This window comes from Methylobacterium sp. Leaf108 (assembly GCF_001423265.1).
In the GTDB taxonomy this organism is placed as follows: Bacteria; Pseudomonadota; Alphaproteobacteria; order Rhizobiales; family Beijerinckiaceae; genus Methylobacterium.
The window spans coordinates 346172-360660 of sequence record NZ_LMND01000001.1 but is presented as its reverse complement, the minus strand read 5'-3'; the positions used below and the strand labels follow the sequence as shown (position 1 = coordinate 360660).

At 70.9% G+C, this 14489-nt stretch carries 14 protein-coding genes; 8 read left to right on the top strand and 6 right to left on the bottom strand.

The window, feature by feature from the left end; genetic code table 11:
• Positions 1 to 266: 266 nt before the first annotated feature.
• Positions 267 to 1448, top strand: a complete 1182-nt coding sequence (locus ASF39_RS01725) for a type II asparaginase (RefSeq protein WP_082494286.1) — start codon at positions 267 to 269, stop codon at positions 1446 to 1448.
• A gap of 139 nt (positions 1449 to 1587) precedes the next feature.
• Here ASF39_RS01725 and hemA read toward each other — a convergent pair whose 3' ends face one another.
• Positions 1588 to 2877: a 5-aminolevulinate synthase gene (hemA, locus tag ASF39_RS01720; RefSeq protein WP_244472227.1), complete on the bottom strand. Its 1290-nt coding sequence runs from the start codon at positions 2875 to 2877 to the stop codon at positions 1588 to 1590.
• A gap of 383 nt (positions 2878 to 3260) precedes the next feature.
• Here hemA and ASF39_RS20130 point away from each other — a divergent pair, with 383 nt between their 5' ends.
• The 6 genes from ASF39_RS20130 (at position 3261) to tolB (ending at position 9229) form a co-directional block, all read left to right on the top strand.
• The gene (locus ASF39_RS20130; RefSeq protein WP_082494285.1) at positions 3261 to 3449 is read left to right on the top strand and encodes a hypothetical protein; all 189 of its coding nucleotides are present in this window, start codon (positions 3261 to 3263) and stop codon (positions 3447 to 3449) included.
• Positions 3450 to 3519: 70 nt separating this feature from the next.
• Positions 3520 to 4809, top strand: a complete 1290-nt coding sequence (gene murA, locus ASF39_RS01715; RefSeq protein WP_055879498.1) for a UDP-N-acetylglucosamine 1-carboxyvinyltransferase — start codon at positions 3520 to 3522, stop codon at positions 4807 to 4809.
• 320 nt (positions 4810 to 5129) lie between these two features.
• Complete coding sequence (gene tolQ, locus ASF39_RS01710) at positions 5130 to 5846, top strand: protein TolQ (RefSeq protein WP_055879495.1); 717 nt, start codon at positions 5130 to 5132, stop codon at positions 5844 to 5846.
• Between the two features lie 28 nt (positions 5847 to 5874).
• The gene (locus tag ASF39_RS01705) at positions 5875 to 6315 is read left to right on the top strand and encodes a biopolymer transporter ExbD (RefSeq protein WP_055879494.1); all 441 of its coding nucleotides are present in this window, start codon (positions 5875 to 5877) and stop codon (positions 6313 to 6315) included.
• Positions 6316 to 6329: 14 nt separating this feature from the next.
• The gene (gene tolA, locus ASF39_RS01700; protein WP_056280663.1) at positions 6330 to 7712 is read left to right on the top strand and encodes a cell envelope integrity protein TolA; all 1383 of its coding nucleotides are present in this window, start codon (positions 6330 to 6332) and stop codon (positions 7710 to 7712) included.
• A gap of 185 nt (positions 7713 to 7897) precedes the next feature.
• Positions 7898 to 9229: a Tol-Pal system beta propeller repeat protein TolB gene (gene tolB, locus ASF39_RS01695; protein ID WP_055881084.1), complete on the top strand. Its 1332-nt coding sequence runs from the start codon at positions 7898 to 7900 to the stop codon at positions 9227 to 9229.
• A 4-nt stretch (positions 9230 to 9233) separates the two neighbouring features.
• Here tolB and ASF39_RS01690 read toward each other — a convergent pair whose 3' ends face one another.
• The 5 genes from ASF39_RS01690 to ASF39_RS01670 form a co-directional block, all read right to left on the bottom strand.
• Positions 9234 to 10298 carry a nucleotidyltransferase domain-containing protein gene (locus ASF39_RS01690; RefSeq protein ID WP_244472226.1) on the bottom strand — a complete coding sequence of 355 codons (1065 nt, stop codon included), beginning with the start codon at positions 10296 to 10298 and terminating at the stop codon, positions 9234 to 9236.
• Between the two features lie 173 nt (positions 10299 to 10471).
• Positions 10472 to 11587, bottom strand: a complete 1116-nt coding sequence (gene modC, locus ASF39_RS01685; protein WP_056280657.1) for a molybdenum ABC transporter ATP-binding protein — start codon at positions 11585 to 11587, stop codon at positions 10472 to 10474.
• Positions 11584 to 12282, bottom strand: coding sequence for a molybdate ABC transporter permease subunit (modB, locus tag ASF39_RS01680; RefSeq protein ID WP_056280655.1), 699 nt, complete (start codon positions 12280 to 12282; stop codon positions 11584 to 11586). Before modB ends, modC begins: the two co-directional genes overlap by 4 nt.
• Before the next feature lie 37 nt (positions 12283 to 12319).
• Entirely contained in the window at positions 12320 to 13108 is a 789-nt protein-coding gene (modA, locus tag ASF39_RS01675) for a molybdate ABC transporter substrate-binding protein (RefSeq protein WP_056280651.1), read from the bottom strand.
• A 37-nt stretch (positions 13109 to 13145) separates the two neighbouring features.
• Complete coding sequence (locus tag ASF39_RS01670; RefSeq protein WP_056280649.1) at positions 13146 to 13379, bottom strand: hypothetical protein; 234 nt, start codon at positions 13377 to 13379, stop codon at positions 13146 to 13148.
• Positions 13380 to 13535: 156 nt separating this feature from the next.
• On the opposite strand from ASF39_RS01670, the gene ASF39_RS01665 reads away from it, so the two are divergent.
• On the top strand, positions 13536 to 14453 hold the full coding sequence (locus tag ASF39_RS01665; protein WP_056280646.1) for a 50S ribosomal protein L11 methyltransferase: 918 nt from the start codon (positions 13536 to 13538) through the stop codon (positions 14451 to 14453).
• Positions 14454 to 14489 lie beyond the last annotated feature (36 nt).

Genomic DNA, 14489 nt, shown 5'->3' with positions numbered 1-14489 from the left:
GTAAAGAACCGCCCCTGCTTGCCTGGTCGACCAGCAGAACGGCGCGGACATCGCGACTATAGTGCCACGATGCCGCCAGTTCATGGTGCGGCGCAGTATGTGACCGGCCGAATCTTGGCCGGAGACGCTCGACGCGCCGGCCGGTCCGTGGAAGCCGCCCGCTCGCGTCGGGCCGCTGGTGCCGGCGGCCACGTTTTTGCACTATGGCTGGCCTGCGCCGCGCGGCCTGCGGCCCGGCGCCGTGACACGCTCCAGGAGACCCTCGCATGACTCGTTCGGCGCCCGCCCCCCACCTCCGCCTGTTCGCGAGCGCGAGCCTCGCCGCCCTCCTCCTCGCCGGCGGCGGCGCCCGTGCCCTCGAGGGGCCTGATCCGGGCAAGCCCGCGGCGGCGACGGACAGGCCCGCGGCGGCGACGGACAGGCCCGCGGCGGCGACGGACAAGCCCGCGGCGGCCGGGCAAAAGGCCCGCGTCGTCATCGTCGCCACCGGCGGCACCATCGCCGGCGCCGGGGCGGATGCCGCCAACAGCGCCACCTACCAGGCCGCCAAGGTGCCGGTGGACAAGCTGATCGCCGCCGTGCCCGCCATCGCCCAGGTGGCCGAGGTCCGCGGCGAGCAGGCCTTCCAGATCGCGTCGGAAAGCTTCACCAACGTCCAGCTGGTGCAGCTCGCCAAGCAGGTGTCGGCCCTGGTCAAGCGCGACGACGTCGACGGCGTGGTGATCACCCACGGCACCGATACCGTGGAGGAGACCGCCTTCTTCCTCGACCTCGTGGTCAAGACCGACAAGCCCATCGTGATGGTCGCCTCGATGCGCCCCTCCACCGCGATCTCGGCGGACGGGGCGCTCAACCTCCTCGATGCCGTTGTGGTGGCCGCGGCCAGGGATTCCAGGGCCAAGGGCGTGCTGCTGACGATGAACGACGAGATCCAGGCCGGCCGCGACACCACCAAGCGCGTCAACATCAAGCCCTCGGCCTTCTTCAGCCAGTGGGGTCCGCTCGGCATGGTGGTGGAGGGCAAGACCTACTGGTTCCGCGCACCGGTCAAGCGCCACGGCACCACCTCGGAGTTCGACATCGACGCCATCGAGACGCTGCCGGAGGTCGCCATCGTCTACGGCTCGGGCAACATGAACCCGGCGCCCTACGCCGCCGCCGTGGCCGGCGGCGCCAAGGCGATCGTCCACGCCGGGACGGGCAACGGCTCGGTGGCGGGCTACCTCGTGGACACCCTCAAGGACATCCGGTCCAAGGGCGTGCAGGTCATCCGCTCGTCGCGGGTCGGCGACGGCTTCGTGCTGCGCAACGCCGAGCAGCCCGACGACACATACGACTGGGTGGTGGCCCACGACCTCAACCCGCAGAAGGCCAAGATCCTGGCGGCGGTGGCGCTGACGAAGACCCAGGACAGCAAGGAGCTGCAGCGGATTTTTTGGCAGTACTGATATGGTTTCCGCTTGAATCAAGTGGGAACCGTATCACCGAGCCCGCGCGGCGCCTGAGCGAAGCCCATGTCCGCATCACGAAGTGATCAACCGGAAATGGGATGAGGAGCCCCGGGGCGGCGGGCGGCGGATCGACCGCCTATTCCGCCGCCTCGACGAACACCGTGCCGGCCCGCGGCAGGTCGAGGGTGTCCCAGGTCTCGACCAGCGCCGCCGTCAGGCGGGCGATGTGGGCGTCGTCGTGGAAGGGCGAGGGCGTGATGCGCAGGCGCTCGGTGCCCCTGGGAACGGTCGGGTAGTTGATCGGCTGGATGTAGATGGCGTGGCGCTCGAGCAGGTGGTCCGCCGCCGCCTTGCACAGTTCGGCGTCGCCCACCATCAGGGGCACGATGTGGGTCTGGGTGGGCAGCACCGGCAGGCCCGCGGCCTCGAGGGCGCGCTTGGTCTGCGCCGCCTGGCGCTGGTGCGCCGCCCGCTCGGTGCCCGAGCGCTTGAGGTAGCGCACCGAGGCGTGGGCCGCCGCCGCGATGGCGGGGGGAAGCGCGGTGGTGAAGATGAAGCCCGGTGCGTGGCTGCGCACCGCGTCGCACAGGATGGTCGATCCGGTGATGTAGCCGCCCACGCAGCCGAAGCCCTTGGCGAGCGTGCCCTCGATCACGTCGACCCGGTGCATCACGCCGTGGAGCTCGGCGATCCCGGCGCCGCGCGGACCGTAGAGGCCGACCGCATGGACCTCGTCGAGGTAGGTCATGGCGCCGTAGCGGTCGGCGAGATCGCAGATCGCGCCGATGTCGGAGACGTCGCCGTCCATGGAGTAGACGCTCTCGAAGGCGATCAGCTTGGGCCGGTCGCCGGCGGCGCGCAGCAGCTCCTCGAGATGGGCGAGATCGTTGTGGCGGAAGACGCGCTTCTCGCAGCCGGAATGGCGCACGCCCTCGATCATCGAATTGTGGTTGAAGGCGTCCGACAGGATGAGGCAGTTCGGCAGCAGCTTGGCGATGGTGGAGATGCCGGCCTGGTTCGAGACGTAGCCCGAGGTGAAGACGAGGCCCGCCTCCTTGCCGTGCAGGTCGGCCAGTTCGCGCTCGAGGTCCACCAGCGGCGAGTTGTTGCCGGCGATGTTGCGGGTGCCGCCGGCCCCGACGCCGCAGCGCGCGGCCGTCTGGGTCATGGCGCCGACCACGTCCGGGTGCTGGCCCATGCCGAGATAGTCGTTCGAGCACCACACCGTGATCTCGGAGGTCGCCCCGTCGGGCCGGCGCCAGTGCGCGATGGGAAAGCGGCCGGCGATGCGCTCGATGTCGGCGAAGACGCGGTAGCGGCGCTCGCCGTGCAGGCGGTCGAGGGCGGACCGGAAGTAGGCGTCGTAGTCGGTGCGGCTGGAGCCTGAGTCCTGTGTCAGAGTCGTCATCGGGACGATCTGGGTCATCGCGGGCATCCGATTCACGGGCAACCGTCCTTATGGGCTGTGTCGGGCCGTGCGGTGCTCTCGCGCGGCCGGTCGGGCAGATCTCTCACAGTGTTGGCCCCCGGGAGTCGGGAGCCGCGGCGCCGGCGGTCTTCGTCGGAAGAGGGTGGCGCCGTCTGATTCTGCCTCGGCTGACGTTAACATTCGATCGGTGTGCCGGGGTCTCCGGCGCTCCTGACGATACAGGCCAATCTGGAATTGGTTCAAGTCGCGTCAAGCGGCCCTGGTGTGCATCCGTTGAGGGATCGCGCGAAAGCCGCTACGGCGTCATGGCGACGAAGGGTCGCGCGAGGCCGGCATCGCGAGGGCCTCGGGCAGGGCATTTCAGCCACACGGACCGACGGATGGCCGACAAGACCGACGACCGGGCGGACCGACTCAAGGCGGCCCTGCGCGACAACCTGCGGCGGCGCAAGGATCAGTCGCGGGCCCGTGCCGAGGCCCCGCCGCCGGGGCGGGACGGGGGCCGCCGCGACCCGCCGGATGCCGGTGACGAGCCGGCTTCCCCTTTTCGACCACGAAATACCGTATAGCTCGGCGCATCGAGCTTGAAGGAACCGGCGACCGGCGCCCGAGCGCGCCACCCGCCCACAAGGGACGACGATGGACCGTATCCACATCACCGGCGGCGCGCCGCTCCACGGGGTGATCCCGATCTCGGGCGCCAAGAACGCGGCGCTGCCCCTGATGATCGCCAGCCTGATGACGGGCGAGTCCCTCGAACTCGTCAACGTGCCGCGGCTCGCCGACATCCAGGCGCTGCTGCGCATCCTGTCCAACCACGGCGTCGACCACATGGTGGTGGGCAAGCGCCCGGGCCAGACCACCGAGACGGGCCAGACCATCCGGCTCACCGCCTCGAACGTCATCGATACCACCGCGCCCTACGACCTCGTCTCCACCATGCGGGCGAGCTTCTGGGTGATCGCGCCGCTGCTGGCGCGCTTCGGCGAGGCGAAGGTCTCGATGCCGGGCGGCTGCGCCATCGGCACGCGCCCGGTGGACCTGCTGCTGATGGCGCTCGAGCGCCTGGGCGCCACCATCGAGATCGACGGCGGCTATGTCATCGCCAAGGCCAAGAACGGCCTGCGCGGCGGTGAGATCGACTTCCCCAAGGTCACGGTGGGCGGCACCCATGTGGCCCTGATGGCGGCCGCGCTCGCCAACGGCTCGACCCTGATCGAGAACGCCGCCCGCGAGCCGGAGGTGGTGGATCTGGCCGCCTGCCTCACCAAGATGGGCGCCAGGATCGAGGGGGCCGGCACGCCGCGGATCACCATCGAGGGCGTCTCGCGCCTGCACGGCGCCCGCCACGAGGTGCTGCCCGACCGGATCGAGACCGGCACCTACGCCATGGCCGTGGCGATGACGGGCGGCGACGTCACCCTGGAGAACACCCGCGCCGACCTCCTGCACAGCGCCCTCGACATCCTCACCACCACCGGCGCCGAGGTCACCTCCACCGCCGACGGCATCCGCATCCGGCGCAACGGCGGCGGCATCGCCGCGGTGGACGTCACCACCGATCCGTTCCCGGGCTTCCCCACCGACCTGCAGGCGCAGTTCATGGCGCTGATGACCCTCGCCAAGGGCCGCTCGCACATCCGCGAGACCATCTTCGAGAACCGGTTCATGCACGTGCAGGAACTGGCCCGCCTCGGCGCCAGGATCCGGCTGGAGGGCGACCTGGCCATCGTCGAGGGCGTCGAGCGCCTCCGGGGCGCGCCGGTGATGGCCACCGATCTGCGCGCCTCGGTCTCCCTCGTCATCGCCGGGCTGGCGGCGGAGGGCGAGACCCAGATCAACCGGGTCTACCACCTCGACCGCGGCTTCGAGGCCCTGGAGGCCAAGCTCGGCCGCTGCGGCGCCCAGATCCGGCGCGAACGGAGCTGATCCCGCCGTCCCTCGTGGCCCCGGACGTTTCGCGCACGGCGGTCCGGGGCTTGGCGGGCTGAGGTTCGAGGCCCGGGCGCTCGCCGATGCTGCGATGCAGCGTTCGCGGGCGGCATCCCGAGCCCCGGCAAGGGAGCGTTAACCCTATGCCGTCATGCAGGGTGGCGAGACCGCCCGGAGGCCGACCCATACTTTCGACAGAATCCCGCGCGATTCCAAGTGCATCGATCCTAAGGGATCGGCCGCTCGGCGGATCGACCGCTCGGATCGTCGAGAGCGCGAGGGACGGCCGTACCGGCGACCCTGGACGAGGACCCGCCATGACCTCCGCCGATGCCATGCAGGCGTTGCCCGCAGCCGACATGAGCCTGTTCGGATTGTTCTGGCAGGCCCACTTCGTCGTGAAGGCGGTGATGATCGGCCTGATCGGCGCCTCCGTCTGGAGCTGGTCGGTGATCGTCGACAAGACGCTGCTGTATCGCCGCACCAAGGCCGAGATGGACGCCTTCGAGGAGGCGTTCTGGTCCGGCCGCTCGCTGGAGGAGCTCTACCGCTCCTTCAACGACCGCCAGCCGATCGGGCTCGGCGCCCTGTTCGTGGCGGCCATGCGCGAGTGGAAGCGCTCGTTCGAGGGCTCGGGCCGCCAGATCCAGAGCCTGTCGCAGCGCATCGACAAGGTCCTCGACGTGACCATCCAGCGCGAGGTCGAGCGCCTCGAATCTCGCCTCCTGTTCCTCGCCTCGATCGGCTCGGCGGGCCCCTACATCGGTCTGTTCGGCACGGTCTGGGGCATCATGACCGCCTTCACCGCCATCGCCGCCTCGAAGAACACGTCGCTGGCCGTGGTGGCGCCGGGCATCGCGGAGGCCCTGTTCGCCACCGCCATCGGCCTGTTCGCGGCCATCCCCGCGGTGCTCGCCTACAACAAGCTGCAATCCTCGGTCTCGAAGTTCCAGTCGCGGCTCGAGGGTTTCGCCGACGAGTTCTCCGCCATCCTCTCGCGGCAGATCGACGAGCGGCTGTCCCTCGTCGCCTGACCCTGAAGAGCCCCGAAGGACGACGATCATGGCCCACGGAGCGGTACAGGGCGGCGGCAAGCGCCGGCGGCGCGCCCGTCGCGGCGGCGCCATCAACGAGATCAACATGACGCCGTTCATCGACGTCGTGCTGGTGTTGCTCATCGTGTTCATGGTGGCCGCGCCGATGATGACGGTGGGCGTGCCCCTCGACCTGCCGCAATCGAAGGCGAGCCCCCTCAACTCGGACACCAAGCCCGTGACCCTGTCGATCCGCCAGAGCGGCCAGATCTTCCTCGGCGAGGACGAACTCACCGACGAGACCATCGTGGGCAAGCTCACCGAGACCGCCAAGGCCGGATTCGAGGAGCGGGTGTTCGTGCGCGGCGACAAGCGGGTCGATTACGGCCGGGTCGCCCAGGTGATGGCGATCGTGACGGGAGGCGGCTTCAAGAAGGTCGCCCTCGTCACCGAGCCGGACCAGAAGTAGCGGGCGCGGCACCGGTGCAGCTCCCCTTCGACCGCAGCCAGCCGGGCGTCTGGATCTCGGCCGCCACCCATGTGGCGCTGCTGGCCGCCGCGCTGTTCGCCGTCGCCGCGCCGGCCCTGCCGGATGCCGACGAGGGCGTGCCCGTCGAGGTCATGACCGAGCAGCAGTTCTCCGAACTGACCAAGGGCGCGCGCGACGGACAGACGCCGCAGCCGGAGGCGAAACCCCGCGCCGACCGTGCCTCCGACAAGCCCGAGGAGCGCGAGCCCGAGAACGCCGCGGTCGATGCACCGGCGCCTCCCAAGCGCCCGCCCGAGATGAAGGTCGCCGCCGCCGACGAGATGCCCCTGCGCGTGAGCGAGCCCGATCCCACCGCCGTGGAGGAGGCCGAGCGCGCCAAGGCGGCGGAGAAGGCCGCGAAAGCCGAAGCCGCCAGGGAGGCCGCGGCCAAGGCTGCCGCCGCCAAGGCAGAAGCCGCCAAGGAGGCCGCCAAGGAATCCGCGAAGGCCGCGGCCAAGGAGGCTGCGAAAGAGGCCGCCAAGGAAGCGGCCAAGGAAGCCGCCAAGGCCGAGGCGGTCAAGCGCGAGCAGATGGCCGAACTGATGGAGCGGGCCGAGGCACAGGCCAAGGCCGAAGCCGCCAAGGAAGCAGCGAAGGAAGCCGCGAAAGAGGCGGCCAAGGAAGCGGCCAGAGAAGCCGCCAAGGCGAAGGCGGACGCCCAGGCGAAGGCCGTCGCGGAGGCGCAGGCCAGGGCGGCCGCCGAACAGGCGAAGGCCGTGGCCGAAGCCAAGGCCGAACGCCAGAAGGAGGCCGCCGAGGCCGAGGCGACGGCCAAGGCCGAAGCGGCCGCCAAGGCCAAGGCCGAGGCCGCCGCCAAGGCGAAGGCCAAGGCCCTGGCCGAGGCAAAAGCGAAATCCGATGCCGAGGCCAAGGCGCGCAAGCAGGCCGAGCTCGCCGAGAAGTTCAGCGCCGGCGACATCCAGCAGCTGCTCGCCTCGAAGGCGGCCTCGCAATCCACCGGTGCCACCGGCCGCGACGTCCAGCGCACGGCGGCCCTGGGCGCCGCCACGGGCACCTCGCAGCGCCTGTCACCGTCCTTGCGCGAAGCGCTGGTCGGCATGCTGCAGCAGCAGATCGAGCGGTGCTATTCGGCGCCTCCCGGCGCGGCGCAGGGGGTCGTGCTGCCGATGCTCGACATCCGCCTGAACCAGGACGGCACCCTGTCCACCGAGCCGCGGCTCCTGCGCGGCGGCGCCAACGCCATCGACCAGTCGATCGCGCAGGCGGCCCTGCGCGCGGTGCGGCGCTGCGCGCCCTACCGCATCCCGGCCCAATACGCGCCCTATTACAACGACTGGAAAGCCATCAACGCGGAGTTCGAGTTCTCCCGGGCGTGAGCGCCGGTGTCTCGCTCGTCCCTTCCCCGCGTGGGGAGGGATCGCGGGTGGGGGTGGCCGGCTGACCCTGCCGCCCCCGACCAGCGGACCACCCCTACCTCCAACTCCTCCCCATACGGGGGAGGCGAGTGCGACGCGCCAGCCTCACGCTCGTGCGATGCTTCGACACCTTCTCGGATTGGACCATGCCGCACAGCTCTCACCGACGCCCGTTCGCCCTCGCGACGCTCCTCGCCGCCCTGGCCTTCGTCTGCCTGGGATTCGTCGCCCCGGCGCAGGCGCAGCTGCAACTGCGCATCGGCGGCGGCGCGTTCCAGCCGATGCCGATCGCGATCACCGAGTTTTCCGGCGACGCCAGCCTCGGCCTGCTGGTGTCGAGCGTGGTGACCAACAACCTGCGGCGCTCGGGCTATTTCACGCCGCTGGACAAGGGCAAGTTCCCCGAGGCGCCGGGCTTCGATGCGGTGCCGGGCTTCGACAAATGGCGGGCGGCGGGCGTGCAGGCCCTGGTCACCGGCCGGGTCGGGCGCGACGCCTCGGGGCGGCTCAAGGTCGAGTTCCGGCTGTGGGACGTGACGAGCGGCCAGCAGATGACCGGCCAGCAGTACGGCACCGACCCGGCCAACGCCCGGCGCACCGGGCACCTCGTGTCGGACTCGGTCTACACCAAGATCACCGGCCTCGGGCCGTGGTTCGACAGCCGCATCGCCTTCGTCGACGAATCCGGCTCCAAGGAGAACCGCCGCAAGCGCCTGATGGTGATGGACCAGGACGGGGCCAACGTGCGCGCGCTCACCAGCGGCGAGACCTCGGTGGTGGCGCCGCGCTATTCGCCGGCCACCCAGGACATCGCCTACATGACCCAGGCGACGGGCCAGCAGCCGCGCATCCAGGTCGTCAACCTCGAGACCGGCGCGCGCCAGGCCATCGGGCGGGCCGATTCGATGAGCACGAGCCCGCGCTTCTCGCCCGACGGCCGGCGCATCGTGATGAGCGTGCAGCAGGGCGGCAACGCCGACATCGTCAGCATGGACCTCGGCTCGAAGGCGCAGACGCCGATCACCAACGGCAACGCCATCGACACCTCGCCGACCTACTCGCCGGACGGCGGCCGGATCGTGTTCGAATCGGACCGGGGCGGCTCGCAGCAGATCTACGTGATGGGGGCGGACGGCTCGAACCCGACCCGGATCTCCTTCGGCGACGGCTCGGCCTCGCAGCCGGCCTGGTCGCCCAAGGGCGATCTCATCGCCTTCACCCGGCAGCGCAAGGGCTCCTTCGCGATCTGCGTGATGAAGCCGGACGGCTCGGGCGAGCGCGTGCTCACGGAGGGCTTCCACAACGAGGGCCCGACCTTCGCGCCCAACGGCCAGTACGTGGTGTTCTTCCGCGATCCGGGCGGCGAGGGCGGCGGCAAGCTCTACATGGTCGACATCACCGGCAAGGTCGAACAGCCGGTGCCGACCCCCTCCTACGCCTCGGACCCGAGCTGGTCGCCGCTGCTGGCGGGGAAGTAGGGCCTCACCAACCCGGGGTCAGCGCGCCGTCCTCCTCCTCGTGGGCGGCGGCAAGACCGCCGATCAGCCCCTCCGCCTCGTCGCGAAGGGCGAGGGGAAGGGCGCCGAGAGCCGGATCGTCGAACCGGAGGTGCGGTAGGCGTGTCATCAGGAGCTCGGCCACCAGGCTGGCCTGGGCGGCGTTGCGTGATCGTTTGAAGGTATCACGATCGGGGCGCTTTGCGAGCCACGCCTTGTGCAGGGCGAAGGCGCGAGGGTCCGGCACTGTGATCGTCAAGGGATAGCCGCGCTCATCGACGACGGTGACGGCGGTTTTCGGACTGTTCACGAGCCAGGCGAGGCCCTCGATCTCGACGGCTTGAAGATCGGTGTCGTCCGATCCCAATCGAGCACGATGGATCGATGCCATCCTGCTCCTCGGCATCGGCGCGATCAGATCGACCATGTAGCCATCGCGGTTCACGGCCCGAAACCCGCCCTTGCCCAGGATGTCGAAGGAGCGGTCGACCTTCTTCAGCAGGCCCACCACTCCCTCACGGGCGATGTCGGGCGCGAGGAGCTTCAGGCGTACCCTTGCGTCGTAGAGAAGGTCGATGTCCTCGGTCGCCAGATGGCCGCCCGCGACCTGAACGCCACACAAGCGTTCGTACGCGAACAGGGCGTTGGTGCCGACGACCGTGAGGGCGGCGTCTCCGAGCTTGGCTTGATCGATCCGCCGCAGGATCCGTCCGGCTATGACCGGTACGCGCCCAAGGCCAAGGGCGCGGTTCACCGGGGCCATCGCATCGAGGCGTTTGGCCAGCCGAGCGACGCGAAAGCGAGACTGCAGGCGTCCGATGAGGAACTGGCGATGGATCCGTTCGGTCTCCGGACTGCGTGCTCCGAGCGAGGACCAGATGCCCTGCCGCTTCCGGTAGAGGTAGCGATGACCGCTGACGGACTTCCAGGCCATCGAACCCGTAAAACTACGGTGGTGTCGCTCCCAAGCAGTGCGATAGGCGGCGAGCACCTGCTCGACATCGATCGCCTGGCGGGCCTGGTCTCCGTTCAACTCACTGTAGGGCCGCATGCTATCCCCCCAGCCGTACCGATCGAGCCCAGGGAACGAATGATCGTCCGTCGTCAGCTGCAAGCCTTTGTCTCGATTGTGATTATCCCTTTTTGACGCCGAACGCGATCAAAAAGGGATAATTCATCGGCGCTGCTGGGAGGGTAAGTGGGCGAGCCCCAGTGCGCCGCCCGTCAGATCTCGATCACCGGCGGCCGGCCGCGACCCACATCCTGCGGGTCGAAGGCGACGCTCTTGACGATGGCGAAGACCGGTCGGCCCGGTTCGAGGCGAAGGTCGCGTGCCGAGGCGCGCGTGAGGCGGGCGGCGAGGACGGCGCCGTTGCAGTCGATCTCGACCAGCACCGTGGCCGCTACCGAGGGCACGAGGCCGAGCACATGGCCCCGGAGGACGTTGCGCGCGCTCAGGCCCACCGGTGGCGCCAGCGCGACGAGGACGTCGCGCGCCGGGATGCGCAGCCGCACCGCGCTGCCGACGGGCCGGGAGAGACGCGGCACCGTCAGCGTGCCGACGCGCCCGTCGATCCGCGTCAGGCCGGAGTCCGCGTCGTGGGCGGCCACGACGAGGTCCAGGACCGCCCCCGCCTCGCCGTCGCCGACCGGGACGAGGTCGGTCCGGCGCAGGACCGCATCGGCCGGGCCGGAGGCGGCGATGCGGCCGGCCTCCATCACCACCACGGTATCGGCCAGCCGCGCCACCTCGGCGACGGCGTGGCTCACGTAGACGATGGGGATCCCGGCCGCATCGCGCAGGCGTTCGATGCAGGACAGGATCTCGTCCTTGCGGGCCTCGTCGAGGGCGGCCAGCGGCTCGTCCATCAGGAGGAGGCGCGGTCGGCTGAGCAGCGCCCGGCCGATGGCGACCCGCTGCGCCTCCCCCCCGGACAGGCCGGCGGGACGGCGGGCGAGGAGATGGCCGATGCCGAGGATGGCGACGACCGTATCGGGGTCGAGGCCGGTGGTCTCGGGCCGCGCCCGCGCGAACCAGCGCCCGTAGCCGAGGTTCTGGCGCACCGTGAGATGGGGCAGGAGACGGGCCTGCTGGAACACGGTGGCGATGCCGCGCCGGTGCGCCGGCACGCTGACGCCGCCTTGCGTGTCGAGGAGCGTCTCGCCGGACAGGACGATGCGGCCGCGGTCGGGCCGCACGAGGCCGGCGACGAGGTCGATCACCGTGGTCTTGCCCGATCCCGAGCGTCCGAACAGCGCGGTGAGGCCCGGGCCGGTCTCGAACGCCACGTCGAGGGCGAAGGCGCTCCGCGTCAGGCCGGCCGCGACGGACAGGGTCATCCCGCGATCCGCGCTGCGAGGCGCCGCGCCAGCACCTCGGAGGCCAGCACCGCGGCGAGGGCGATGGCCACGGCGATCAGGGTGAGGCGCAGGGCGCCGGCCTCGCCGCCGGGGACCTGCGTCAGGGTATAGATCGCCGAGGGCAGGGTCTGGGTCTCGCCGGGGATGTTCGAGACGAAGGTGATGGTGGCGCCGAACTCGCCCATCGCCTTGGCGAACCCCAGCACCGCCCCGGCGAGGATGCCGGGCAGGCTCAGGGGCAGCGTCACCGTGAGGAAGACCGCGAGCGGCCGGGCGCCGAGCGTCGCCGCCGCCTGCTCGAGGCGCCGGTCGACGGCCTCGATCGACAGGCGCATCGCGCGCACCATCAGTGGGAATCCCATGATGGCGCAGGCCAGCGCCGCCCCGGTCCAGCGGAACGAGAACACGATGCCGAGATCGGCCAGGACCCCGCCCGCCCAGCCGCGCCGGCCGAACGTCAGCAGCAGCAGGTAGCCGGTCACCACCGGCGGCAGGATCAGCGGAAGATGGACGAGGGCGTCGAGGAACGCTCGCCCGACGAATTTTCCCCGCGCCAGCAGCATGGCGACGGCCAGCCCCGGCCCGAGGCTCGCCAGGGTCGCGATGGAGGCGACCTTCACGCTGAGCCAGATGGCGGTGGTCTCGTCGGGCGTGAGGCCGAGCCAGGCCGTCACGATGGTCGGCGTGGTGATGACAAAGCGCGCGAAGCGCTCACGTCCTGTTCTCGGCGCCGATCACGCCAAAACCCTGCCGCTCGAAGAACACCCGCGCCGGCGCGCTGCGCAGGTAGCCGAGCAGTGCCGCCGCGTCCGGGTGGGTCGAGTCCCTGGTGCGCGCCAACGGGTAGATCACGGGGGGATGGCTGCCGGTCGGGAATGTGCCCACGACCCGCACGCTCGGATCCGAGACCGCGTCGGTGGCGTAGACGATGCCGAGCGGCGCCTCGCCGCGGGAGACGAGAAGAAGCGCGGCGCGCACGTTCTCGGCCTGGGCCAGCCTGTCCTTGACGCCGGCCCAGGCCCCGAGGCTCTCCAGCGCCGCCTTGCCGTACCTGCCGGCGGGCACCGCATCGACGTTGGCCACCGCGAGCCGGCCGCCGCCGAGGCGCGCGGCGAGGTCGAGGCCGGGCACGAGGGGAATCGCCTCCGGGCCGTCCTTGGGGGCGATCAGGACGAGGGCGTTGCGCAGGAGGTCGACGCGGGTCTCGGGTCGGATGCCGCCTTTGGCCGCCACGTCGTCCATCCACGCGAGGTCGGCGGAGAAGAACAGGTCGGCCGGCGCCCCGGCCTCGATCTGCTTGGCGAGCGCGCTCGAGGCCGCATAGGAGACCCTCGCCGTCCTGCCGGTCTCCTTCGACCAGGCGGCGACGGCCTCGTCGAGGGCGTTCTTCAGGCTGGCGGCGGCGAACACCACCACGGGCGTCTGCGCGCGAACCGGTGTCGCGCCCAGCGTCATCGCGAGGAGGGCAGCGAGGCAGAGTCGTCGCGTGGCAGTCGTCATCGAGCGTCTCCGTCGCCCCGGTGGCGGGGCGGCGGCATCATAGGTCGCGGTTGCGCGGCGGCAAGCCGCCGGCCGCCTCGGCCTCGTCATGGGACACGTCCTCGCGGCGATGCAGCCGGCTCAGGAGAACCAGCAGCGGCCCGGGCACCGGCGCCGCCAGCGCCTGTGCCCCCAACGTTTCCATCCCGGTCTTGCGTCCCCGCCGCCGCCGCAGCGACAACCCGGGCGCGAGCACCACCGACGCTTTGCGGCCGGCTTTCTTGTTCGTCATACGCACACGCACCCTCGAATGTCGGGTCGACCTCGGAGAAGCCACCGAAAACGCGGACCCCCGTTGCCGTGTTCCGGCGCCGCCGCAAGATTGGAACGTTTCAAGAACGCAAGCCGCCGGTGGCGGCGGAGCTTCGCCGGTGATAGAGCCGGCACCATGCTCGAAGGCCTGCCCCCCCACCGCCCGACACACGTCCTGCGCCTGATGACCGACGAGGGTTCGGCGCGGGCGATGACGGATCTCCTCGGCGAGATGTTCGATCCGACCCAGACGGCGGTGGCCGCCTTCGAGGCCGAGGATGGCCGCACCTGGCGCCTGGAGGCCTATTTCGCCGACGCCCCCGACGAGGCCATGATCCGCGACATGATCCGCCCGGTGGTCGGCGACCAGGCGGATGCGGCGAGCTTCGAGACCATCGACCAGCAGGATTGGGTGCGCGCCTCCCTGGAGGGCCTCAAGCCGGTGCGGGCCGGACGCTTCCTCGTCCACGGCTCGCACGACCGCGACACGGTGCGGGTCAACGACCTCGCCATCGAGATCGAGGCGGCGCTCGCCTTCGGGACCGGGCACCACGGCACCACGCTGGGCTGCCTGCGCGCGCTCGCCGCCGTGCTCAAGCGCGGCCGGCCGGGGCAGGTGCTCGATGTCGGCACCGGCACCGGCATCCTCGCCTTCGCCGCCGCCAAGGCCCTGCGCAAGCCGGTGATCGCCGGCGACCTGGACCCGGAGGCGGTGTTCACGGCCCGCGGCAATGCCCGTCTCAACGGGCTCGGTCCCCTGGTGCGGCTCTACCAGGGGCCGGGCGTGCGCCATGCGCTGGCCGACCGCCCGCGCCGGTTCGACGTGGTCTTCGCCAACATCCTGGCCCGGCCGTTGAAGCGCCTCGCCCCCTCGCTCACCGCCACCGTCTCCGGCCGCGGCGTGCTGATCCTGTCCGGCTTGATCGAGCGCGATGTGCCGGGCGTGCTCTCCACCTACCGCCACCGCGGCTTTCATCTGGCCGAACACGGCCTGATCGAGGGCTGGGCGACCCTGGTCCTGCGTCGCGGCGGTGCGGCGGCGCGGCCGTTCTGAGACCGTCCTCGCCGGCTTGCCGGTGGCGGACGCCGG

Excerpts from the sequence above, each read along its gene's own strand:
- ASF39_RS01725 (WP_082494286.1), top strand. The coding sequence starts at position 267 with ATGACTCGTTCGGCGCCCGCCCCCCACCTCCGCCTGTTCGCGAGCGCG.
- hemA (WP_244472227.1), bottom strand. The coding sequence starts at position 2,877 with ATGACCCAGATCGTCCCGATGACGACTCTGACACAGGACTCAGGCTCC.
- ASF39_RS20130 (WP_082494285.1), top strand. The coding sequence starts at position 3,261 with ATGGCCGACAAGACCGACGACCGGGCGGACCGACTCAAGGCGGCCCTG.
- murA (WP_055879498.1), top strand. The coding sequence starts at position 3,520 with ATGGACCGTATCCACATCACCGGCGGCGCGCCGCTCCACGGGGTGATC.
- tolQ (WP_055879495.1), top strand. The coding sequence starts at position 5,130 with ATGACCTCCGCCGATGCCATGCAGGCGTTGCCCGCAGCCGACATGAGC.
- ASF39_RS01705 (WP_055879494.1), top strand. The coding sequence starts at position 5,875 with ATGGCCCACGGAGCGGTACAGGGCGGCGGCAAGCGCCGGCGGCGCGCC.
- tolB (WP_055881084.1), top strand. The coding sequence starts at position 7,898 with ATGCCGCACAGCTCTCACCGACGCCCGTTCGCCCTCGCGACGCTCCTC.
- ASF39_RS01690 (WP_244472226.1), bottom strand. The coding sequence starts at position 10,298 with ATGCGGCCCTACAGTGAGTTGAACGGAGACCAGGCCCGCCAGGCGATC.
- modC (WP_056280657.1), bottom strand. The coding sequence starts at position 11,587 with ATGACCCTGTCCGTCGCGGCCGGCCTGACGCGGAGCGCCTTCGCCCTC.
- modA (WP_056280651.1), bottom strand. The coding sequence starts at position 13,108 with ATGACGACTGCCACGCGACGACTCTGCCTCGCTGCCCTCCTCGCGATG.
- ASF39_RS01670 (WP_056280649.1), bottom strand. The coding sequence starts at position 13,379 with ATGACGAACAAGAAAGCCGGCCGCAAAGCGTCGGTGGTGCTCGCGCCC.
- ASF39_RS01665 (WP_056280646.1), top strand. The coding sequence starts at position 13,536 with ATGCTCGAAGGCCTGCCCCCCCACCGCCCGACACACGTCCTGCGCCTG.